This window comes from Pseudomonas sp. CAU 1711, from assembly GCF_039888625.1.
GTDB lineage: Bacteria > Pseudomonadota > Gammaproteobacteria > Pseudomonadales > Pseudomonadaceae > Aquipseudomonas.
The window spans coordinates 355,781-377,441 of sequence record NZ_JBDQQT010000001.1; the positions used below are offsets into that span (position 1 = coordinate 355,781).

General features: G+C 65.4%; 23 protein-coding genes. 18 read left to right on the top strand and 5 right to left on the bottom strand.

Annotation, left to right across the window (positions count from 1 at the left end; genetic code table 11):
• Positions 1-8 precede the first annotated feature (8 nt).
• Together AAFN46_RS01540 and AAFN46_RS01545 are read right to left on the bottom strand one after the other, a co-directional pair.
• Entirely contained in the window at positions 9-533 is a 525-nt protein-coding gene (locus AAFN46_RS01540; protein WP_347806921.1) for an HAD family hydrolase, read from the bottom strand.
• Positions 534-1,508, bottom strand: a complete 975-nt coding sequence (locus AAFN46_RS01545; RefSeq protein ID WP_347806922.1) for a KpsF/GutQ family sugar-phosphate isomerase — start codon at positions 1,506-1,508, stop codon at positions 534-536. It lies immediately after the preceding gene.
• A 246-nt stretch (positions 1,509-1,754) separates the two neighbouring features.
• Between AAFN46_RS01545 and AAFN46_RS01550 the strand changes: the two genes are divergently transcribed.
• The 10 genes from AAFN46_RS01550 (at position 1,755) to hisC (ending at position 9,654) form a co-directional block, all read left to right on the top strand.
• Positions 1,755-2,564 (top strand): ABC transporter ATP-binding protein, encoded by an 810-nt coding sequence (locus AAFN46_RS01550; RefSeq protein ID WP_347806923.1) that lies wholly within the window; start codon positions 1,755-1,757, stop codon positions 2,562-2,564.
• A complete protein-coding gene (gene mlaE / locus AAFN46_RS01555; RefSeq protein WP_137974940.1) occupies positions 2,564-3,361 on the top strand; it encodes a lipid asymmetry maintenance ABC transporter permease subunit MlaE in 798 nt (265 codons plus the stop codon). The genes AAFN46_RS01550 and mlaE overlap by 1 nt, the downstream gene beginning before the upstream one ends.
• Positions 3,361-3,828, top strand: coding sequence for an outer membrane lipid asymmetry maintenance protein MlaD (mlaD, locus tag AAFN46_RS01560; protein ID WP_347806924.1), 468 nt, complete (start codon positions 3,361-3,363; stop codon positions 3,826-3,828). The genes mlaE and mlaD overlap by 1 nt, the downstream gene beginning before the upstream one ends.
• A 2-nt stretch (positions 3,829-3,830) precedes the next feature.
• Positions 3,831-4,475, top strand: coding sequence for an ABC transporter substrate-binding protein (locus AAFN46_RS01565; RefSeq protein ID WP_347807007.1), 645 nt, complete (start codon positions 3,831-3,833; stop codon positions 4,473-4,475).
• Positions 4,472-4,777: an STAS domain-containing protein gene (locus AAFN46_RS01570; protein WP_347806925.1), complete on the top strand. Its 306-nt coding sequence runs from the start codon at positions 4,472-4,474 to the stop codon at positions 4,775-4,777. The genes AAFN46_RS01565 and AAFN46_RS01570 overlap by 4 nt, the downstream gene beginning before the upstream one ends.
• Before the next feature lie 91 nt (positions 4,778-4,868).
• On the top strand, positions 4,869-5,108 hold the full coding sequence (locus tag AAFN46_RS01575; RefSeq protein WP_347806926.1) for a BolA family protein: 240 nt from the start codon (positions 4,869-4,871) through the stop codon (positions 5,106-5,108).
• A gap of 25 nt (positions 5,109-5,133) precedes the next feature.
• Positions 5,134-6,399: a UDP-N-acetylglucosamine 1-carboxyvinyltransferase gene (murA, locus tag AAFN46_RS01580; RefSeq protein WP_347806927.1), complete on the top strand. Its 1,266-nt coding sequence runs from the start codon at positions 5,134-5,136 to the stop codon at positions 6,397-6,399.
• Positions 6,400-6,411: 12 nt separating this feature from the next.
• Positions 6,412-7,044 (top strand): ATP phosphoribosyltransferase, encoded by a 633-nt coding sequence (hisG, locus tag AAFN46_RS01585; RefSeq protein WP_347806928.1) that lies wholly within the window; start codon positions 6,412-6,414, stop codon positions 7,042-7,044.
• A 125-nt stretch (positions 7,045-7,169) separates the two neighbouring features.
• Complete coding sequence (gene hisD / locus AAFN46_RS01590; protein ID WP_347806929.1) at positions 7,170-8,480, top strand: histidinol dehydrogenase; 1,311 nt, start codon at positions 7,170-7,172, stop codon at positions 8,478-8,480.
• Positions 8,481-8,598: 118 nt separating this feature from the next.
• The gene (gene hisC / locus AAFN46_RS01595) at positions 8,599-9,654 is read left to right on the top strand and encodes a histidinol-phosphate transaminase (RefSeq protein WP_347806930.1); all 1,056 of its coding nucleotides are present in this window, start codon (positions 8,599-8,601) and stop codon (positions 9,652-9,654) included.
• 38 nt (positions 9,655-9,692) lie between these two features.
• Here hisC and algW read toward each other — a convergent pair whose 3' ends face one another.
• Complete coding sequence (gene algW / locus AAFN46_RS01600; protein WP_347806931.1) at positions 9,693-10,841, bottom strand: Do family serine endopeptidase AlgW; 1,149 nt, start codon at positions 10,839-10,841, stop codon at positions 9,693-9,695.
• A gap of 114 nt (positions 10,842-10,955) precedes the next feature.
• On the opposite strand from algW, the gene AAFN46_RS01605 reads away from it, so the two are divergent.
• The 4 genes from AAFN46_RS01605 to cysN all read left to right on the top strand — a co-directional run bounded on the left by AAFN46_RS01605 (position 10,956) and on the right by cysN (position 15,089).
• Positions 10,956-11,714, top strand: coding sequence for a Nif3-like dinuclear metal center hexameric protein (locus tag AAFN46_RS01605; RefSeq protein ID WP_347806932.1), 759 nt, complete (start codon positions 10,956-10,958; stop codon positions 11,712-11,714).
• 121 nt (positions 11,715-11,835) lie between these two features.
• Positions 11,836-12,753, top strand: a complete 918-nt coding sequence (gene cysD / locus AAFN46_RS01610) for a sulfate adenylyltransferase subunit CysD (protein WP_347806933.1) — start codon at positions 11,836-11,838, stop codon at positions 12,751-12,753.
• A gap of 48 nt (positions 12,754-12,801) precedes the next feature.
• A complete protein-coding gene (locus tag AAFN46_RS01615) occupies positions 12,802-13,143 on the top strand; it encodes a four helix bundle protein (RefSeq protein ID WP_347806934.1) in 342 nt (113 codons plus the stop codon).
• Between the two features lie 50 nt (positions 13,144-13,193).
• Positions 13,194-15,089, top strand: coding sequence for a sulfate adenylyltransferase subunit CysN (cysN, locus tag AAFN46_RS01620; protein ID WP_347806935.1), 1,896 nt, complete (start codon positions 13,194-13,196; stop codon positions 15,087-15,089).
• Between the two features lie 118 nt (positions 15,090-15,207).
• Here the strand turns inward: cysN and AAFN46_RS01625 are convergent, their stop codons facing one another.
• Positions 15,208-15,642, bottom strand: a complete 435-nt coding sequence (locus AAFN46_RS01625; RefSeq protein ID WP_347806936.1) for a DUF1043 family protein — start codon at positions 15,640-15,642, stop codon at positions 15,208-15,210.
• A 131-nt stretch (positions 15,643-15,773) separates the two neighbouring features.
• Between AAFN46_RS01625 and AAFN46_RS01630 the strand changes: the two genes are divergently transcribed.
• The 3 genes from AAFN46_RS01630 to zapE all read left to right on the top strand — a co-directional run bounded on the left by AAFN46_RS01630 (position 15,774) and on the right by zapE (position 18,980).
• Positions 15,774-16,406 (top strand): alpha/beta fold hydrolase, encoded by a 633-nt coding sequence (locus tag AAFN46_RS01630; RefSeq protein WP_347807008.1) that lies wholly within the window; start codon positions 15,774-15,776, stop codon positions 16,404-16,406.
• 17 nt (positions 16,407-16,423) lie between these two features.
• Positions 16,424-17,800 carry a tryptophan--tRNA ligase gene (locus AAFN46_RS01635; RefSeq protein ID WP_347806937.1) on the top strand — a complete coding sequence of 459 codons (1,377 nt, stop codon included), beginning with the start codon at positions 16,424-16,426 and terminating at the stop codon, positions 17,798-17,800.
• Positions 17,801-17,885: 85 nt separating this feature from the next.
• Positions 17,886-18,980, top strand: a complete 1,095-nt coding sequence (zapE, locus tag AAFN46_RS01640; protein ID WP_347806938.1) for a cell division protein ZapE — start codon at positions 17,886-17,888, stop codon at positions 18,978-18,980.
• 132 nt (positions 18,981-19,112) lie between these two features.
• Here the strand turns inward: zapE and AAFN46_RS01645 are convergent, their stop codons facing one another.
• Complete coding sequence (locus tag AAFN46_RS01645) at positions 19,113-20,009, bottom strand: GlxA family transcriptional regulator (RefSeq protein ID WP_347807009.1); 897 nt, start codon at positions 20,007-20,009, stop codon at positions 19,113-19,115.
• Positions 20,010-20,228: 219 nt separating this feature from the next.
• Here AAFN46_RS01645 and AAFN46_RS01650 point away from each other — a divergent pair, with 219 nt between their 5' ends.
• Positions 20,229-21,365: an acyl-CoA dehydrogenase family protein gene (locus AAFN46_RS01650; protein WP_347806939.1), complete on the top strand. Its 1,137-nt coding sequence runs from the start codon at positions 20,229-20,231 to the stop codon at positions 21,363-21,365.
• The last annotated feature ends 296 nt before the right edge of the window (positions 21,366-21,661 follow it).

The window sequence follows — 21,661 nt, forward strand, 5'->3', positions numbered from 1 at the left end:
GGGCGTTCCTAGAGGTAGGCGGCCTGGGCGGCTTCGAGCGTGCCCTGGGCGCGCATGATCAGTTCGCAGAACTCGCGGGCGGCACCCTCGCCGCCGCGGGCGACGGTCACGCCATGGGCGTGCTGGCGGACGAAGGCGTCGGCGCTGGCCACCGCCATGCCCAGGCCGACGCGACGGATCACCGGCAGGTCGGGCAGGTCGTCGCCCAGATAGGCGACCTGTTCATAGTTCAGGCCCAGCTCGCCGAGCAGCTCGTCCAGTACTACCAGCTTGTCCTCGCGGCCCTGGTACAGGTGCTGGATGCCCAGGTTCTGCGCGCGGCGCTCGACCACCGGAGTCTTGCGCCCGCTGATGATGGCGGTGCGCACCCCGGAGCCGATCAGCATCTTGATGCCGTGGCCGTCCAGAGTGTTGAAGGTCTTGAATTCGCTGCCGTCGACGAGAAAGTACAGCTTGCCGTCGGTCAGCACGCCATCCACGTCGAAGATGGCCAGTTTCACGCCCTTGGCGCGTTGCAACAGGTCTGCGCTCATTTACAGCACTCCGGCGCGCAGCAGGTCGTGCATGTTGAGGGCGCCGATCGGTCGGTCCTCGTCATCCACCACCACCAGCGCGTTGATCTTGTGGTCTTCCATGATTTTCAGCGCCTCGGCGGCGAGCATCTCGGCGCGGGCGGTCTTGCCGTGGGCGGTCATCACCTGGTCGATGCTGGCCTCGCGCACGTCGATGCCCTTGTCCAGGGTGCGGCGCAGGTCGCCGTCGGTGAAGATGCCGGCCAGCTTGCCGTCGGCCTCGACTATCACGGTCATGCCCAGGCCCTTGCGGGTCATTTCCAGCAGCGCCTCGCGCAGTGGGGTGCCGCGCGCGACCAGGGGCAGGCGCTCGCCGGCATGCATCACGTTCTCCACCTTGAGCAGCAGACGGCGGCCGAGGGCGCCGCCCGGATGGGAGAAGGCGAAGTCTTCGGCGGTGAAGCCGCGGGCTTCCAGCAGGGCGATGGCCAGGGCGTCGCCGAGCACCAGGGATACGGTGGTGGAGGCGGTCGGCGCGAGGTTCAGCGGGCAGGCTTCCTGGGCCACGCGGGCGTCCAGGTTGACTTCGGCGGCCTTGGCCAGTGGCGAGTCCGGGTTGCCGGTCATGCTGATCAGGGCGATGCCGAGGCGCTTGATCAGCGGCAGCAGGGTGACGATCTCGGCGGTGGAGCCGGAGTTGGACAGGGCCAGCACCACGTCGTCCTTGGTGATCATGCCCATGTCGCCATGGCTGGCCTCGGCCGGATGGACGAAGAAGGCCGGGGTGCCGGTGCTGGCCAGGGTGGCGGCGATCTTGTTGCCGATGTGCCCGGACTTGCCCATGCCGACCACCACCACGCGGCCCGTGCAGGCCAAGATCATCTCGCAGGCGCGCACGAAGTCGGCGTCGATGCGGCTCAGCAGGTCGTTCACGGCCTCGGTTTCGAGGCGGATGGTGCGCTGTGCGGACTGGATCAGGTCGCTGGTCTGGCTCATGGATGTACGGCGAGGCTCGGCATAAAAGATGTGGAGTATAACGATAACTGCGTCCGGCCTCACCTGGCTTGCTGCGTGCGCCGTGCATCTTGTGACCGATTGTTATGAAAAAGTTGCAGCCTGTTGGGCTGCAGGCCCCGCCGATGCTATATTCCGCGCCCTGTTTGGCCTGACCCCGGCGCCAGGTATCCCCGCCGCGGGATGGCGCGTCTGATCCCAGGAAGGGCCATGTAACAAGGAGTTTGGATGAGCGCCGAGAATGCCTATGCCGTCGAATTGAAGGGCCTGACCTTCAAGCGTGGCTCGCGCAACATCTTCGACAATGTGGATATCCGCATCCCGCGCGGCAAGGTCACCGGCATCATGGGACCGTCCGGCTGCGGCAAGACCACCCTGCTGCGCCTGATCGCCGCCCAGCTCAGGCCGGCCAGCGGCGAAGTGTGGGTCAACGGGCAGAATCTGCCGAGCCTGTCGCGCGCCGACCTGTTCGACATGCGCAAGCAGTTCGGCGTGCTGTTCCAGAGTGGCGCGCTGTTCACCGATTTGGACGTGTTCGAGAACGTGGCCTTTCCGTTGCGCGTGCACACCCGCCTGCCGGACGAGATGATCCGCGACATCGTGCTGATGAAGCTGCAGGCCGTGGGGCTGCGCGGCGCCGTCGAGCTGATGCCCGATGAGCTGTCCGGCGGCATGAAGCGCCGCGTGGCGCTGGCCCGGGCCATCGCCCTGGACCCGCAGATCCTGATGTACGACGAGCCGTTCGTCGGCCAGGACCCCATCGCCATGGGCGTGCTGGTGCGCCTGATCCGCCTGCTCAACGACGCCCTCGGCATCACCAGTATCCTGGTCTCCCACGATCTGGCCGAGACCGCCAGCATCGCCGACTACCTCTATGTGGTGGGCGATGGTCAGGTGCTTGGTCACGGCACGCCGGCCGAGCTGATGAATTCCGATAATCCGCGCATCCAACAGTTCATGAAGGGCATTCCGGACGGTCCGGTGCCCTTCCACTACCCGGCGCCGGATTACCTCGACGATCTGCTGGGAGCTCGCTGATGCGCAGGAAGTCCCCTCTCGAACGCATAGCCCTGCTCGGCCGTGCCGGCATCGACGTGGTCGAGGCCATGGGCCGCTCGACCCTGTTCCTGCTCAGCTCGCTGTTCGGTCGCAGCGGCCTGCGCAACGGCGGCCAGTTGCTGATTCGTCAGCTCTACTCGGTGGGCGTGCTGTCGCTGCCGATCATAGTGGTGGCCGGCCTGTTCATCGGCATGGTGCTGGCCCTGCAGGGTTACAACATCCTCACCAGCTACGGCTCGGAGCAGGCGGTGGGGCAGATGGTCGCCCTGACCCTGCTGCGCGAGCTGGGGCCGGTGGTCACCGGCCTGCTGTTCGCCGGGCGCGCCGGTTCGGCGCTGACCGCCGAGATCGGCAACATGAAGTCCACCGAGCAGCTGTCCAGCCTGGAAATGATCGGCGTCGATCCGCTCAAGTACATCATCGCCCCGCGCCTGTGGGCCGGCTTCATCTCCATGCCGCTGTTGGCCGCCATCTTCAGCGTGGTCGGCATCTGGGGTGGGGCCATGGTCGCGGTGGACTGGCTGGGCGTATACGAGGGCTCGTTCTGGTCGAACATGCAGAACAGCGTGGAATTCACCGAAGACGTGCTCAACGGCGTGATCAAGAGCATGGTGTTCGCCTTCGTGGTGACTTGGATCGCCGTGTTCCAGGGCTACGACTGCGAGCCGACTTCCGAAGGCATCAGCCGCGCCACCACCAAGACAGTGGTTTATGCCTCCTTGGCCGTGCTCGGCCTCGACTTTATTCTGACCGCACTGATGTTTGGAGATCTCTGATGCAAAGCCGCTCCCTGGAAATCGGCGTCGGCCTGTTCCTGCTGGCCGGATTGCTGGCCCTGCTGCTGCTGGCCCTGCGGGTCAGCGGGCTGTCGGTCGCCAGCTCCGGCGATACCTACAAGCTTTATGCGAACTTCGACAATATTGCCGGTCTTACCGTTAGGGCCAAGGTGACCATGGCCGGCGTGACCATCGGCAAGGTCACCGCCATCGATCTGGACCGCGACAGCTACACCGGTCGCGTGACCATGGAGATCGAGAAGCGGGTGAACAATCTGCCGCTGGATTCCACCGCCTCCATCCTCACCGCCGGCCTGCTGGGCGAGAAGTACATCGGTATCAGTGTCGGTGGCGAGGAAGACCTGCTGGCCGACGGCAGCACCATCCACGACACCCAGTCGGCGCTGGTGCTGGAGGATCTGATCGGCAAGTTCCTGATGAATTCGGTAAACAAGGAGAGCAAATGAACCTGCTCAAGACCCTGCGTCACGGCCTGCTGGCCGTGCTGGCCTGCCTGCCGCTGCTGGCTGCGGCCACTCCGAGCGCCCACGAGGTGGTCAAGGGCACCACCGACCAGCTGCTCGGCGACCTCAAGAGCAACAAGGCGGCCTACCTGCAGAACCCGCAGTCCTTCTACGACAGCCTGGAGCGCATCCTTGGCCCGGTGGTGGACAGCGAGGGCATCTCGCGCAGCATCATGACCGTGAAGTACTCGCGCGGCGCCAGCGCCGAGCAGATGAAGCGCTTCGAGGACAGCTTCAAGCGCAGCCTGATGCAGTTCTACGGCAACGCCCTGCTCGAATACGATAACCAGGACATCCGCGTGCTGCCGGCCAAGGCCGAGGGCAGCGATCGCGCCAGCGTCGGCATGGAGGTGCGCGACAGCAAGGGCACCGTCTATCCGGTGTCCTACACCATGGTGCAACTGGACGGGCAGTGGAAGCTGCGCAACGTGATTATCAACGGCATCAACATCGGCAAGCTGTTCCGTGACCAGTTCGCCGACAGCATGCAGCGCAACGGCAACGACCTGGATCGCACCATCGACGGCTGGGCCGAAGTGGTGGCCAAGGCCAAGAATGGCGCCGAAGGCCAGCAGGCGGGCGGGCAATGAACGACGGCGCCATCCGTCTGGGCGAGTCCGGCGAACTGCTGCTGTCCGGCGTGCTCGACTATCGCAGCGGTCCGCGCCTGCGCGAGGCCGGGCGCAAGCTGATCGCCGCCAATGGCGCCAGCCTGGTGCTGGACTGCTCGGCGGTGGAGAAATCCAGTAGCGTCGGGCTGTCCCTGCTGCTGGCCTTCGCGCGTGACGCCAAGGCCGCGGGCAAGCACCTGGAGGTGCGCGGCCTGCCGCAGGACATGCGCGAAATCGCCAAGGTCTCCGGGCTGCAGGAGCTGTTCGGCGCCCAGTCATGAGGGCGTCGAGGGCCCTCCGTCCTGTCGGGCTTCGCAGGCGGGGGGCTTTTTTGTATGATTGCCGGCCCTTAGCGCCGCACCGAGGTCGAGCATGCAGGCCGTAGAAGTCAAGAACCTCCTGGAGGCCAAGCTGCCCAACACCCGCGTCGAGGTGGAAGGCGAGGGCTGCAACTTCCAGCTGAACCTGATCGGCGACGAGCTGGCCGCGCTCAGCCCGGTCAAGCGCCAGCAGCAGGTCTATGCCCACCTCAACGAGTGGATCGCCAGCGGCGCCATCCATGCCGTGACCATGAAATTCTTCAGCCAGGCCGCCTGGGCCGAGCGTTCCTGAGCCTGCGGGCAGCGAGATTCCCTAGATGGACAAACTGATCATTACCGGCGGCGTGCGCCTCGATGGCGAAATCCGTATCTCCGGGGCGAAGAACTCGGCCCTGCCGATTCTCGCCGCCACCCTGCTGGCCGATACCCCGGTCACCGTGTGCAACCTGCCGCACCTGCACGACATCACCACCATGATCGAGCTGTTCGGCCGCATGGGCGTGCAGCCGATCATCGACGAGAAGCTGTCCGTCGAAGTCGATGCCAGCACCATCAAGACCCTGGTCGCGCCCTACGAGCTGGTGAAGACCATGCGTGCCTCGATCCTGGTGCTCGGCCCCATGGTCGCCCGTTTCGGCGAGGCCGAAGTGGCCCTGCCCGGCGGCTGCGCCATCGGCTCGCGTCCGGTCGACCTGCACATCCGCGGCCTCGAGGCCATGGGCGCCGAGATCCTGGTCGAAGGCGGCTATATCAAGGCCAAGGCGCCGCAAGGCGGCCTGCGTGGCGCGCACTTCTTCTTCGATATCGTCAGCGTGACCGGTACCGAGAACATCATGATGGCCGCGGCCCTGGCCAAGGGTCGTACCGTGCTGGAGAACGCCGCGCGTGAGCCCGAGGTGGTCGACCTGGCCAACTTCATCAATGCCATGGGCGGCAAGGTCAGCGGCGCCGGCACCGACACCATCGTCATCGATGGCGTCGAGCGCCTCGGTGGCGGCCGCTACAGCGTGATGCCCGACCGTATCGAGACCGGCACCTATCTGGTGGCCGCGGCCGCCACCGGTGGCCGGGTCAAGCTCAAGGACACCGATCCGACCATCCTCGAGGCCGTGCTGGCCAAGCTGCAGGAGGCCGGCGCCGAGATCACCACCGGCAAGGACTGGATCGAGCTGGACATGAAGGGCAAGAAGCCCAAGGCGGTCAACGTGCGCACTGCGCCGTACCCGGCCTTCCCGACCGACATGCAGGCCCAGTTCATCTCCCTCAACGCCATCGCCGAGGGCACCGGCACCGTCATCGAGACGGTGTTCGAGAACCGTTTCATGCACGTCTACGAGATGAACCGCATGGGCGCGCAGATTCTGGTCGAGGGCAACACCGCCATCGTCACCGGCGTGCCGGCGCTCAAGGGCGCTCCGGTGATGGCCACCGACCTGCGCGCCTCCGCCAGCCTGGTGATCGCCGCGCTGGTCGCCGAGGGCGAAACCCTGATCGACCGCATCTACCACATCGACCGTGGTTACGAGTGCATCGAAGAGAAACTGCAACTGCTCGGCGCCAAGATCCGCCGCGTACCGGGCTAGTAAGGGCGTTCCATGCTGACCATCGCGCTGTCCAAGGGCCGTATCCTCGATGACACCCTGCCGCTGCTCGCCGCGGCGGGCATCGAGCCGACCGAGAACCCGGACAAGAGCCGCAAGCTGATCATCCCCACCACCCAGGCGGATGTGCGCCTGCTGATCGTGCGCGCCACCGACGTGCCGACCTATGTCGAGCAGGGCGCCGCCGACCTCGGCGTGGCCGGCAAGGACGTGCTGATGGAGTACGGCGGCCAGCTGTACGAGCCGCTGGACCTGCGCATCGCCAACTGCAAGCTGATGACCGCCGGCAAGGTCGGCGCGCCTGAGCCGAAAGGGCGCCTGCGCGTGGCCACCAAGTTCGTCAACGTGGCCAAGCGTTACTACGCCGAGCAGGGCCGCCAGGTCGACATCATCAAGCTGTACGGCTCGATGGAACTGGCGCCGCTGGTCGGCCTGGCCGACAAGATCATCGACGTGGTCGACACCGGCAACACCCTGCGCGCCAACGGTCTGGAACCGCAGGAGCTGATCGCCCACGTCAGTTCGCGGCTGATCGTCAACAAGGCCTCGATGAAGATGCAGCACGACCGCATTCAGGCGCTGATCGGCACCCTGCGCGATGCCGTCGAGGCTCGACACCAAAGCTGACACCACTCCGACGCGACCATTGGTCGCGTCCGCCTATCCGTGTCATAGCCAGAATTCTCAGGTGCCCGCACGGAGCGGCTGGTACTCTACGGGCGCCTGAGCAATAGCCAACTATGAGGCCCGCTATGACCGCTCCCGTTGCCATTCGCCGACTCGATGCCGCTGACCAGGACTTCGCGAGGCACCTGGATCATCTGCTGAGCTGGGAAAGCGTGTCGGACGACGCGGTCAACCAGCGCGTGCTGGATATCATCCAGGCAGTGCGCGAGCGCGGCGATGCCGCCCTGATCGAGTTCACCGAGAGGTTCGACGGCCTCAGCGTCGCCTCCATGGCCGAGCTGATCCTGCCGCGCGAGCGCCTGGAACTGGCCCTCACTCGCATCAGTGCCGAACAGCGCGAGGCCCTGGAAAAGGCTGCCGAGCGCGTGCGCCTTTACCACGAGCGCCAGCGCCAGGATTCCTGGACCTACACCGAAGCTGATGGCACCGTGCTGGGGCAGAAGGTCACCCCGCTGGACCGCGCCGGCCTGTACGTGCCGGGCGGCAAGGCCTCCTACCCCTCGTCGGTATTGATGAACGCCATTCCGGCCAAGGTCGCCGGTGTGCCGGAAGTGGTCATGGTGGTGCCGACCCCGCGCGGCGAGATCAACGAGATCGTCCTGGCCGCCGCCTGCGTGGCCGGCGTCGACCGTGTGTTCTGCATCGGCGGCGCCCAGGCCGTGGCCGCCCTGGCCTATGGCACCGAGAGCGTGCCGCCGGTGGACAAGATAGTCGGGCCGGGCAACATCTACGTGGCCACCGCCAAGCGCCACGTGTTCGGCAAGGTCGGCATCGACATGATCGCCGGACCGTCGGAAATCCTGGTGGTGTGCGACGGCCAGACCGACCCGGACTGGATCGCCATGGACCTGTTCTCCCAGGCCGAGCACGACGAGGACGCCCAGGCCATCCTGGTCAGCCCGGATGCCGCCTTCCTCGACCGCGTGGGCGAGAGCATCGCCAGGCTGCTGCCGACCCTGGAGCGCGAGGCCATCGCCCGCACTTCCATGGAGGGTCGTGGCGCGCTGATCCAGGTCGCCGACATGGCCCAGGCCATCGAGGTGGCCAACCGCATCGCCCCCGAGCACCTGGAGCTGTCGGTGGAGAATCCCGAGCAGTACCTGCCGCTGATCCGCCACGCCGGCGCCATCTTTATGGGCCGCTACACGGCGGAGGCGCTGGGCGACTACTGCGCGGGGCCCAACCACGTGCTGCCGACCTCCGGCACCGCGCGCTTCTCCTCGCCGCTGGGCGTGTACGACTTCCAGAAGCGCTCGTCGATCATCCACTGCTCGGCCGAGGGTGCCTCCGAGCTGGGCAAGGTCGCCAGCGTGCTGGCCCGTGGCGAGTCGCTGACCGCTCACGCGCGCAGCGCCGAGTACCGCATCAAGAGTTGAGGCGTAGGGTGGGTTAGGCCGCAGGCCATAACCCACCGTGCCGACCGATGCGTGGGTTACGCCGTTGCACGGCTAATCCACCCTACGCAAACCGAAGAATTCGAGGAGAGAAGGGCAGATGAGCAAGTTCTGGAGCCCCTTCGTCAAGGACCTGGTGCCCTACGTGCCGGGCGAGCAGCCGAAACTGGCCAAGCTGGTCAAGCTGAATACCAACGAGAACCCCTATGGCCCGTCGCCCAAGGCGCTGGCGGCCATGCAGGCCGAGCTGGGTGACAGCCTGCGCCTGTACCCGGACCCCAACGGCGACCGCCTCAAGCAGGCGGTGGCCGACTACTACGGCGTGAGCACCGCCCAGGTGTTCGTCGGCAACGGTTCCGACGAGGTGCTGGCGCACGCCTTCCACGGCCTGTTCCAGCACGGCAAGCCGCTGCTGTTTCCCGACGTGACCTACAGCTTCTACCCGGTCTACTGCGGGCTGTACGGCATCGAGTACGAGGCGCTGGCGCTGGACGAGCAGTTCCAGATTCGCGTCGAGGACTACGCGCGACCGAATGGCGGGATCATCTTCCCCAATCCCAACGCGCCGACCGGCTGCCTGCTGGCGCTGGATGCCATCGAGCGCATGCTCCAGGCCAACCCGGACAGCGCGGTGCTGGTGGACGAGGCCTATGTCGACTTCGGCGGCGAGACGGCGATTCGGCTGGTCGACCAGTATCCGAACCTGCTGGTGACCCAGACCCTGTCCAAGTCGCGCTCGCTGGCAGGCCTGCGGGTCGGTATCGCGGTCGGCCATGCGGACCTGATCGAGGCGCTGGAGCGGATCAAGAACAGCTTCAACTCCTACCCGCTGGATCGCATGGCCATAGTCGGCGCGGCGGCGGCCTTCGAGGATCGCGAGTATTTCCAGCAGACCTGCCGGCGGGTGATCGAGAGCCGCGAGGCGGTGGTCGCCGGGCTCGAGGGGCTGGGCTTCGAGGTGCTGCCCTCGGCCGCCAACTTCGTCTTCGCCCGCCACCCGGGCAAGGACGCCGCGACCCTGGCCGCCGGCCTGCGCGAGCGGGGGGTGATAGTGCGGCACTTCAAGCAGGCGCGCATCGCCCAGTTCCTGCGCATCAGCATCGGCACCCCGGAACAGAACCGGGCGTTGCTGGACGCCCTCGGGCCGCTGGTCTGAACCCATGAAAAAGGCGCCGCGAAGGCGCCTTTTTCTTGTCACTGCGGCTGGAGTTCGGCGGGCGGTCGCAGGCCGATCTCGGCGGTCAGCTCCAGCGGCTCGCCGCCACGCAGCACTTCCAGGCGGATCTTCTCGCCGGGCTGGGTGCGCGCCACCTGGTTCATCGAGCGGCGGCCGTCGGTGGCCGGCTCGTCGCCGATCTTCAGAATCAGGTCGCCCGGCTGCAGGCCGGCCAGCTGCGCCGGGCCGCCGCGGTAGATGCCGGCCACCAGGATGCCGGCGCGGCCCTGCAGGCCGAAGGACTCGGCCAGCTCCGGGGTCAGCGGCTGCACCTCGATGCCGAGCCAGCCGCGGATCACCTGGCCGTGCTCGATGATCGCCTTCATCACCTCGCGCGCCAGCTTGACCGGGATGGCGAAGCCGATGCCCTGGGAACCGCCGGACTTGGAGAAGATCGCGGTGTTGATGCCGATCAGGTTGCCGTGGGCGTCGACCAGCGCGCCGCCGGAGTTGCCGGGGTTGATCGCCGCGTCGGTCTGGATGAAGTCCTCGTAGGTGTTCAGGCCCAGCTGGTTGCGCCCGGTGGCGCTGATGATGCCCATGGTCACGGTCTGGCCGACGCCGAAGGGGTTGCCGATGGCCAGGGTCACGTCGCCGATCTTGATCCGGTCGGAGCGCCCCAGGGTCATGGCCGGCAGGTTCGGTAGGTCGATCTTGAGCACCGCCAGGTCGGTTTCCGGGTCGCTGCCGATCAGCCGGGCCAGGGTCTCGCGGCCGTCCTTGAGCGCCACCACTATCTGGTCGGCGCCGGACACCACGTGGTTGTTGGTCAGCAGGTAGCCTTCCGGGCTCATGATCACCGCCGAACCCAGGCTCGACTCCATGCGCCGCTGCTTGGGCAGGCTGTCGCCGAAGAAGCGGCGGAACACCGGGTCCTCCAGCAGCGGGTGGCTCGACTTGCTGACCACCTTGGTGGTGTACAGGTTGGCCACCGCCGGCGCCGCGCGGCCCACGGCGTCGGCATAGGACACCGGGCCTTCCTGGGCGATGCCGTACTGCGGCGCCTGGTGCAGGTTCACCCCGTTGGACGGCAGGCCGACCCAGTGCGGGTAGCGCTGGATCAGCAGCAGTGCCAGCAGCAGGCCGACCAGCAGGGGCCAGCCAAGGAAGCGCAGAGCCTTGAGCATCGCAGAGGAATCCTGAGGGTTGCGGGGCCCCGAAGCGGCCCTTAAGGTGGCGGCATTATAGAGAGGCGGTCGCCGATCCGGCAGCGCTTCGCAACAGTTTGACGAGGAATTCCCATGGCCATTGCCCTGACCACCCTGGTGGAGGAAGCCGAACGCTTCCTCGATGCCGCGCGCATCGCCGACTACTGTCCCAACGGCCTGCAGGTCGAGGGGCGGCCGCAGGTGCGCCGCATCGTCAGCGGCGTGACCGCCAGCCAGGCGCTGCTGGACGCCGCGGTGGAGGCCGAGGCCGATGTGGTGCTGGTGCATCACGGCTACTTCTGGAAAGGCGAGGATGCGCGCATCACCGGTATCAAGCGCCGCCGCCTGCAGACCCTGCTGACCAACGACATCAGCCTGCTGGCCTATCACCTGCCGCTGGATGTGCATCCGCAGGTGGGCAACAACGTGCAGCTGGCGCGCCAGCTGGAAATCACCGTGGAGGGCCCGCTGGACCCGGACAATCCCAAGGTGGTCGGCCTGCTCGGCTCGCTGGCCGAGCCGATGAGCCCGCGCGACTTCGCCCGCCGGGTGCAGGAGGTGCTGGGCCGCGAGCCGCTGCTGGTGGAAGGGGCGGGCACGGTGCGTCGGGTCGGCTGGTGCACCGGTGGCGGTCAGGGCTATATCGACGATGCCATCGCCGCCGGCGTCGATCTGTTCCTCACCGGCGAGGCCTCCGAGCAGACCTTCCACAGCGCCCGCGAGAACGGCATCAGCTTTATCGCCGCGGGGCATCATGCCACGGAGCGCTACGGCGTGCAGGCGCTCGGCGACTATCTGGCGCGGCGCTTCGCCATCGAGCACCTGTTCATCGACTGCCCCAACCCGGTCTGACGGCCGGGCATATATCTAGACCGTTTCGGTCTAATAGCCTCCGTCAATAGAAGCGGGCGCTGTGCTAGAGTGCGCCCTCGTCCACGGCCGTCGGCCGTCCACTCCAGATCCGTGACCAGCCATGCTCGATAAACTGACGCACCTGAAACAGCTCGAGGCGGAAAGCATCCACATCATTCGTGAGGTGGCCGCCGAATTCGATAACCCGGTGATGCTGTACTCCATCGGCAAGGACTCCGCCGTGATGCTGCATCTGGCGCGCAAGGCCTTCTTCCCCGGCAAGTTGCCGTTCCCCGTGCTGCACGTGGACACTCGCTGGAAGTTCCAGGAGATGTACCGTTTCCGCGCGAAGATGGTCGAGGAGATGGGGCTGGACCTGATCACCCACATCAACCCCGATGGCGTGGCGCAGGACATGAACCCCTTCACTTACGGCAGTGCCAAGCACACCGACGTGATGAAGACCGAGGGCCTCAAGCAGGCGCTGGACAAGTACGGCTTCGACGCCGCCTTCGGTGGCGCGCGCCGCGACGAGGAGAAGTCCCGCGCCAAGGAGCGCGTCTACTCCTTCCGCGACAGCAAGCACCGCTGGGACCCGAAGAACCAGCGCCCCGAGCTGTGGAACGTGTACAACGGCAAGGTCAAGAAAGGCGAGTCGATCCGCGTGTTCCCGCTGTCCAACTGGACCGAGCTGGACATCTGGCAGTACATCTACCTGGAGCAGATCCCGATCGTGCCACTGTACTTCGCCGCCGAGCGCGAAGTGGTCGAGCTCAACGGCGCCCTGGTGATGATCGACGACGAGCGCATCCTCAATTACCTGACCCCCGAGCAGAAGGCCAGCATCACCAAGAAGATGGTGCGTTTCCGCACCCTGGGCTGCTACCCGCTGACCGGCGCCGTGGAGTCCACCGCGCAGTCCCTGCCGGAAATCATCCAGGAAATGCTCCTGGCCAGGACCAGCGAGCGTCAGGGCCGGGTAATCGACCATGATTCGGCCGGTTCGATGGAAGAGAAGAAACGTCAGGGCTATTTCTAAGCCACAAGTTGCAAGCGACAAGCTTCAAGTGGACTGGAGCTAGAGCAAATGGATTTTGAAAAGCTTGAGGTCTGGCAAAGGGCCAGGCAATTGGCGGTTCAGGTTTTCCGGGTATTGCAGGACTGCCGGGATTACGGCTTCCGGGATCGGATAGGGCGTTCGGCTTTATCTGTCCCCAGTAACATTGCCGAGGGCATGGAGCGTGGTAGTGGCAGGGAGAAGTGTCACTATCTGCGCATCGCCAAAGGCTCCTGTGCGGAGTTGCGTACGCAATTGCTGATCGGCAGTGATATCGGCTATTTCCCGGAGCCGCTTGCGACTGAGTGGATACAGGAAACTCGTGAGCTTTCCAGAATGCTCAGCGGGTTGATCAACAGAATTTCAGGCTAGCCGCGTGCTTTGGCTTGCCGCTTGAAGCTTGCAGCTTGGAGCTACGAAGAATGAGTCACCAATCCGAACTGATCAGCCAGGACATCCTCGCCTACCTGGCCCAGCATGAGCGCAAGGAACTGCTGCGCTTCCTCACCTGCGGCAACGTCGATGACGGCAAGAGCACCCTGATCGGGCGCCTGCTGCACGACTCCAAGATGATCTACGAAGACCATCTGGAAGCCATCACCAAGGATTCGAAGAAAGTCGGCACCACCGGCGAAGAGGTCGATCTGGCGCTGCTGGTCGACGGCCTGCAGGCCGAGCGCGAGCAGGGCATCACCATCGACGTGGCCTACCGCTACTTCTCGACCGCCAAGCGCAAGTTCATCATCGCCGACACCCCCGGCCACGAGCAGTACACCCGCAACATGGCCACCGGCGCCTCGACCTGCGACCTGGCCATCATCCTGATCGACGCCCGCTACGGCGTGCAGACCCAGACCAAGCGGCACAGTTTCATCGCGTCCTTGCTGGGCATCAAGCACATCGTCGTCGCGGTCAACAAGATGGACCTCAAGGACTTCGACCAGGGCGTGTTCGAGCAGATCAAGGCCGATTACCTGGCCTTCGCCGACAAGATCGACCTCAAGCCCAGTTCGCTGCACTTCGTGCCGATGTCGGCGCTCAAGGGCGACAACGTGGTCAACAAGTCCGAGCGCTCGCCCTGGTACGACGGCCAGTCGCTGATGGAGATCCTCGAAACCGTGGAGATCGCCGGCGACCGCAACCTCGACGACATGCGTTTCCCGGTGCAGTACGTCAACCGCCCCAACCTGAACTTCCGCGGCTTCGCCGGCACCCTGGCCAGCGGCGTGGTGCGCAAGGGCGACGAAGTGGTGGCCCTGCCCTCGGGCAAGGGCAGCAAGGTCAAGTCCATCGTCACCTATGACGGCGAACTGGAGCAGGCCGGTCCCGGCCAGGCCGTCACCCTGACCCTGGAAGACGAGATCGACGTGTCGCGTGGCGACATGCTGGTGCATGCCGACAACCGCCCGCAGGTGGCCGACGGCTTCGAGGCCATGCTGGTGTGGATGGCCGAGGAGCCGATGCTGCCGGGCAAGAAGTACGACATCAAGCGCGCCACCAGCTATGTGCCCGGCTCGATCCCGAGCATCCTGCACAAGGTGGACGTGAACACCCTGGAGCAGGCCGCCGCCAGCGAGCTCAAGCTGAACGAGATCGCCAGGGTCAAGGTCGCGCTGGACGCTCCGATCGCCCTCGATGGCTACGAGTACAACCGCACCACCGGCGCCTTCATCGTCATAGATCGCCTGACCAACGGCACCGTCGGCGCCGGCATGATCATCGCCAAGCCGGCCGCTGGCAGCCATGAGCAGCACGGCAAGCTGGCCCATGTCAGCGCCGAGGAGCGTGCCGCGCGCTTCGGTCAGCAGCCCGCCACCGTGCTGTTCAGCGGCCTGTCCGGCGCCGGCAAGAGCACTCTGGCCTATGCCGTGGAGCGCAAGCTGTTCGATATGGGGCGCGCGGTCTATGTGCTGGACGGCCAGAATCTGCGCCATGACATCAACAAGGGCCTGCCGCAGGATCGCGCCGGTCGCGCCGAGAACTGGCGTCGTGCCGCCCAGGTGGCCAAGCAGTTCAACGAGGCCGGCCTGCTCACCCTGGCCGCCTTCGTCGCCCCGGATGCCGAGGGGCGCGAGCAGGCCAAGGCTGCGATCGGTGCCGAGCGCCTGATCACCGTGTACGTCCAGGCCTCGCCGGCCGTGTGCCGCGAGCGCGACCCGCAGGGCCTGTACGCCGCCGCTGGCGACAACATCCCGGGCGAGTCCTTCGCCTACGACGTGCCGCTGGATGCCGACCTGGTGATCGACACCCAGGCGCTGTCGGTGGAAGAGGGCGTCAAGCAGGTGCTGGAGCTGCTGCGTAGCCGCGGCGCCCTCTAAGCGCCGGCTCACAAGGAAGCCCCGCCCGTGCGGGGCTTCCTTGTTTTCGGGGTGTCGCGCGCGGCTTTCACCCGGACATAAAAAGCCCCGCATCTGCGGGGCTTTTTATTGCGGGCCGTTAGCGCTTGAGGCCGAAACCCTCGTCCAGGGTGCCGGGCTGGTCCGGTGCCTTGGGCGCATAGTCCTTCGGCGCCTCGTTGCTCTTCGGCGGAGTCAGGCGCTCGCGCGGGGCTTTGGCCTCCTCGGTGTTGAGCGCGGCCAGCAGGCGCTGGCGGGTCAGCTCGTCGGCGGCCAGGCGGTTGGCGCCCTGGGACAGGTGCTCCTGCACTTCCTGGTAGCTCTGGGTCAGTTTCTTGACCAGGCTGGCGGTGGTATTGAAGTGAGTCACCACTTCGCTCTGGTAGCTGTCGAAGCGCTGCTGCATCTCGTCCAGCTGGCGCTGGGTGCGGCCGGGCGCGGCGTTGGGCAGCAGGCGTGCGGCCAGGAAACCTATGGCCACGCCGGCCAGCAGGGCGATGGCGGGCAGCAGCCAGGGGGTGAGCGATTGTTCCACGAGTCCTTCCTCTGCAAGCGGCTTTGTTTTACGGTAGCGGCTCTCGCCGGCGCTGTATACCGCGGCAAAGCCCGTTGTGCGATGTGCCTAACCAAGACGTGTCGACCCTGCCCGGGGTCACGGAGTTCCCGCTGTTGATCCGCGAAAACCCGCTCTCCCTCGACGGCCCCTGCGGTGCGCTCGAGGCGCTCCTCTGTGAAGTGGCGGACGCCCGTGGCGTCGCCCTGATCTGCCATCCCAACCCGGTCCAGGGCGGCACCATGCTCAACAAGGTGGTCTCCACCCTGCAGCGCAGCGTGCGCGACATGGGCTACCACAGCCTGCGTTTCAACTATCGAGGCGTCGGCGCCAGCGCCGGCAGCCATGACATGGGCGCGGGCGAGGTTGACGATGCCGAGGCCGTGGCCCACTGGCTGCGTGAGCGCTATCCCGAGCTGCCGCTGATCCTGCTCGGCTTCTCCTTCGGCGGCTTCGTCGCCGGTGCCCTGGCCGGGCGCCTGGAAGAGCAGGGCATGGCGGCCGCCAAGCTGTTCATGGTCGCCCCCGCCGTGCACCGCCTGCAGGCCCCCGAGCGCCTGCCGCAGGGCGGCGAGCTGGTGGTGATCCAGCCGGAGCAGGACGAGGTGGTGGCGCCCGAGGCCGTCTACGCCTGGTCGGCGGCGCTGGCGCGTGCCCATGAGCTGCTGAAGGTGGCAGAATGCGGCCACTTTTTTCACGGCAGGCTGCCCGAGCTGAAAGACCTGGTGCAGCCTCGTATCCAATAAGCTGAAGCGAAATCCCGATGACCACTCGTATCCTGACCGGCATCACCACCACCGGCACCCCGCACCTGGGCAACTACGCCGGCGCCATCCGCCCGGCCATAGTCGCCAGCCGTGCCGCCGATGCCGACTCCTTCTACTTCCTCGCCGACTACCATGCGCTGATCAAGTGCGACGAGCCGGCGCGCATCCAGCGTTCGCGCCTGGAGATCGCCGCCACCTGGCTGGCCTGCGGCCTGGATGTGGACAAGGCGACTTTCTATCGCCAGTCCGACATTCCCGAGATCCCCGAGCTGTGCTGGCTGCTCACCTGCGTCGCCGGCAAGGGCCTGCTCAACCGCGCCCACGCCTACAAGGCCTCGGTGGACAAGAATGTCGAGCAGGGCGAAGACCCGGACGCCGGCGTGACCATGGGTCTGTTCAGCTACCCAGTGCTGATGGCGGCGGACATCCTGATGTTCAACGCACACAAGGTGCCGGTCGGCCGCGACCAGATTCAGCATGTGGAAATGGCCCGCGACATCGGCCAGCGCTTCAACCACCTGTTCGGCAACGGCAAGGAACTGTTCACCCTGCCCGAGGCGGTGATCGAGGAAGAAGTAGCGACCCTGCCCGGCCTCGACGGGCGCAAGATGAGCAAGAGCTACGACAACACCATCCCGCTGTTCGGCAGTGCCAAGCAGCTGAAGGAGGCGATCGCCCGCATCGTCACCGACTCGCGCGCGCCGGGCGAGCCCAAGGATGCCGACGGTTCGCACCTGTTCACCCTCTACCAGGCCTTCGCCACTGCCGCCCAGCAGGCCGAGTTCCGCGCCGAGCTGGAAGGCGGTCTGGCCTGGGGCGAGGCGAAGAATCGCCTGTACCAGCTGCTGGAAAACGAACTGGGCGAGGCCCGTGAGCGCTACAACGCGCTGATCGCCAGGCCCGCCGAGCTGGAAGACATCCTGCTGGCCGGCGCCGCCAAGGCGCGCAGGATCGCCACGCCCTTCCTCGGTGAGCTGCGCGAGGCGGTGGGCCTGCGGTCATTCAAGAATGTGATGACTGTCGTTGATGGGAATAAGAAAAAGAAGTTGTCTGCAGAGAAAACAAAGTTCGTAAGTTTTCGCGAGAAAACCGGCGAGTTTCATTTCAGAGCGACAGCCAAGAACTCCAGAGATGTTTTCCTCTCTCGAGCTTTTAAAGATCCTAAGAAGGCTGGTTCCCGTAGAGAGTGGTTGGAAAACGCCTTCCTGAACGAAAGCCTGCGACACACGGTGAAGATCAAGCGTCCTCGTAAACCAGATGCAAACTACTTTTTTGTTTGTATCGGAAAGAAAGTTCTTCTGAGTGATCGTTACAAAACTAAAGAGGAGAAGGAGAAAGCTCTCTCTGCTCTTGAGATGGAGCTTAAGGCTTAGTGCGCCGGGGCTAATGGCCGATTGCCAAGCACGGGGCGCGTCGCTAAAGTGACGCCCCCGTTTTTACTTGCCCGGCTAACGAATCATGACTCCTCTCGAGCGCTATCAGGCCGATCTGCAGCGGCCGGACTTCTTTCACGACGCCGCCCAGGAAAACGCCGTGCGTCACCTGCAGCGCCTGTACGACGACCTGGTCGCCGCTGATGCGGGCAAGTCCGGTCTGTTCGGCAAGCTGTTCGGCAAGAAGCCGCAGGGGCCGGTCAGGGGCATCTACTTCTGGGGCGGGGTAGGGCGCGGCAAGACCTACCTGGTCGACACCTTCTTCGAGGCGCTGCCGTTCAAGCAGAAGATGCGCACCCACTTCCACCGCTTCATGAAGCGCGTGCACGAGGAGATGAAGACCCTCAAGGGCGAGAAGAACCCGCTGACCATTATCGGCAAGCGTTTCGCCGACGAAGCGCGGGTGATCTGTTTCGACGAGTTCTTCGTCAGCGACATCACCGACGCCATGATCCTCGCTACCCTGCTCGAGGAGCTGTTCAAGAACGGCGTTTCCCTGGTGGCCACTTCCAACATAGTGCCGGACGGCCTGTACCGCGACGGCCTGCAGCGCGCGCGCTTCCTGCCGGCCATCGCCCTGCTCAAGGAGCACACCGAGATCGTCAACGTCGACAGCGGCGTGGACTACCGCCTGCGCGCCCTGGAGCAGGCCGAGCTGTTCCACTTCCCGCTGGATGCCGAGGCCGAGGTCAGCCTGGAGAAGAGCTTCCGCAGCCTGCTGCCGGAGCACTGTTCGGTGCAGGAGAACGAGGCGCTGATGATCGAGAATCGCGCGATCGTGGCGCGCAAGGTCGGCGACGATGTCGCCTGGTTCGAGTTCCGCGAGCTGTGCGACGGCCCGCGCAGCCAGAACGACTACATCGAGCTGGGCAAGATCTTCCACGCGGTGATCCTGGCCAACGTCGAGCAGATGGGCGTGGCCAAGGACGACATGGCGCGGCGCTTCATCAACCTGGTGGACGAGTTCTACGACCGCAACGTCAAGCTGATCATCTCCGCCGAGGTGGAACTCAAGGACCTGTACACCGGCGGTCGTCTGAGCTTCGAGTTCCAGCGCACCCTGAGCCGCCTGCTGGAGATGCAGTCGCACGAATTCCTGTCGCGCCCGCATAAACCCTAAAGGCAGCTACAAGCCGCAAGCGGCAAGCCTCAAGTTAAGCGCTTGCCGATAGCCCGGCAGGCCGCAAGCTGATTCGCTTGCAGCTTGCAGCTTGCAGCTTGCAGCTTGCAGCTTGCAGCTTGCAGCTTGCCCTTATTCCTTGTGCTGGAACTGGCGGCGGTACTGGTTGGGCGATAGCCCGGCGTGCTGGCGGAACAGGCGGGCGAAGAAGCTGGCGTCGTCGTAGCCCACCTCGTAGCTGATGGTCTTGATGCTCTTGCGGGTGGCCGACAGCAGGCTCTTGGCGGTTTCGATGCGCAGGCGCTGCAGGTAGTGCAGCGGCTTGTCGCCTGTTGCGCTCTGGAACCGGCGCATAAAGTTGCGGATGCTCATGCCGTGCTGGCGCGCCACGTCCTCGATGCGGAACTTCTCCGCGAAGTGCTCTTCCAGCCACTGCTGCACCTGCAGGATGGCCACGTCCTGGTGCAGCTTCTGCCCGCCGAAGCCGATGCGCCCCGGGCTGTAGCTGCGCTGGGTCTCGTAGAGGATGTCGCGGGCCACGCCCCGGGCGATGCCGGCGCCGCAGTAGCGCTCGATCAGGTAGATGTAGAGGTCGCAGGCCGAGGTGACGCCGCCGGCGCAGTACAGGTTGTCGGCGTCGGATAGGTGCTTGTCCTGGTTCAGCAGCACTTTCGGGAAGCGCTCGGCGAACTCGCGGAAGAAGCGCCAGTAGGTGGTCGCCTCCTTGCCGTCGAGCAGGCCGGCCTGGGCCATCCAGAACACTCCGGTGGCCTCGCCGCAGATGGCGGCGCCGGCCGCATGGCGCTCGCGCAGCCAGGGGGTGATCTGCGGGTAGCGCCGGCACAGCGCGTCGAAGTCGCCCCAGAAGGCCGGCAGTACTATCACATCGGCGTCGGCCAGGGTGCCGTCGACCGGGATCAGCGCCTCGCTGAAGCTGGTCACCGCCTGGCCGTCGGGGCTGAGCACGCGAATCTGGAAGGGCGAGCTGGCGCCATGACCCTGCTGCTTGCCGTGGCGCAGGCCGGCCATGTGGAAGAAGTCGCGGGCCTGCATCAGGGTGGCGGCGAAGGTGCCATCGATGGCGAGGATGGCGATGCGAATGAGCGGCATGGTTGTTCTTTTTGGTGATTAAACGGTCATTGGCTGGCTGGATCGTCTTATTTTTTGTCGCATGTGTCCAGTGCCGGCTGCCGGGGCCCTGGCCTAGAGTGTGGGCCACCCAATGACCACTCGATCGCAGGTGTAACAATGATTCCAAGAACCCTGTTCAGCCCCGAGCACGAGCTGTTTCGCGACTCCGTGCGCAAGTTCTTCGAGCAGGAGGCGGTGCCCTTCCATGCCCAGTGGGAGAAGGACGGTCATATCGATCGTGCCCTGTGGAACAAGGCTGGTGAGGCCGGCATGCTCTGCTCGCATATCCCCGAGGAATACGGCGGCATGGGCGCGGATTTTCTCTACAGCACCGTGGTGATCGAGGAGCAGTCGCGCCTGGGGCTGTCCGGCGTCGGTTTCTCCCTGCACTCGGACATCGCCGCGCCCTACATCCTCCACTACGGCAGCGAGGAGCAGAAGCAGCACTACCTGCCCAAGCTGGTCAGCGGCGAGCTGGTCGCCGCCATCGCCATGACCGAGCCGGGCACCGGCTCCGACCTGCAGGGGGTGAAGACCACCGCCGTGCTGGACGGCGACGAGTATGTGATCAACGGCTCCAAGACCTTCATCACCAACGGCTGGCTGGCCGACCTGGTGATAGTGGTGGCCAAGACCGATCCCAAGGGCGGCGCCAAGGGCATCAGCCTGTTCCTGGTCGAGGCCGATACCCCTGGTTTTTCCAAGGGCAAGCGCCTGGAGAAGGTCGGCATGAAGGCCCAGGACACCTCCGAGCTGTTCTTTCAGGACGTGCGCATCCCCAAGGAGAACCTGCTGGGCAAGGAGGGCATGGGCTTCGTCTACCTGATGCAGGAGCTGCCGCAGGAGCGCCTGACCGTCGGCGTGCTGGCCCTGGCCTCGGCCGAGGCGGCGCTGCAGTGGACCCTGGACTACACCCGCGAGCGCAAGGCCTTCGGCAAGCCCATCGCCGAGTTCCAGAACAGCCGCTTCAAGCTGGCCGAGATGGCCACCGAGATCCAGATCGGTCGGGTGTTCGTCGACCGCTGCCTGGAGCTGCACCTGCAGGGCAAGCTGGATGTGCCGACCGCGGCGATGCTCAAGTACTGGGGTACCGACCTGCAGTGCAAGGTGATCGACGAGTGCGTGCAGCTGCACGGCGGCTACGGCTACATGTGGGAATACCCGATCGCCCGTGCCTGGGCCGACTCGCGGGTGCAGCGCATCTATGCCGGCACCAACGAGATCATGAAGGAGATCATCGGCCGCGCGCTGTAAGGCGCGGTCGATGCGAAAAGCCCGGCGAATGCCGTAATGCTGTTCGCTTAGCGGAATCACGGCCACGGCCGGGCTTTTCTTGGTTCGGGTCTGCTGTTCTCCCTCTCCCCCTGGGAGAGGGTCGGGGTGAGGGCTAGGCAACGAGTAGGCGATAGTCCATCACCCTCAGCCCCTCTCCCGGCGGGAGAGGGGAGAGCACTCTCAAGACGCCGCGACATCCAGGTCATGGTATTGCGCAGTGTCCTTCGCTGCTGGCCAAGCCAGAAAAACGCCGCGACTCTGTAAAGAAATCGCGG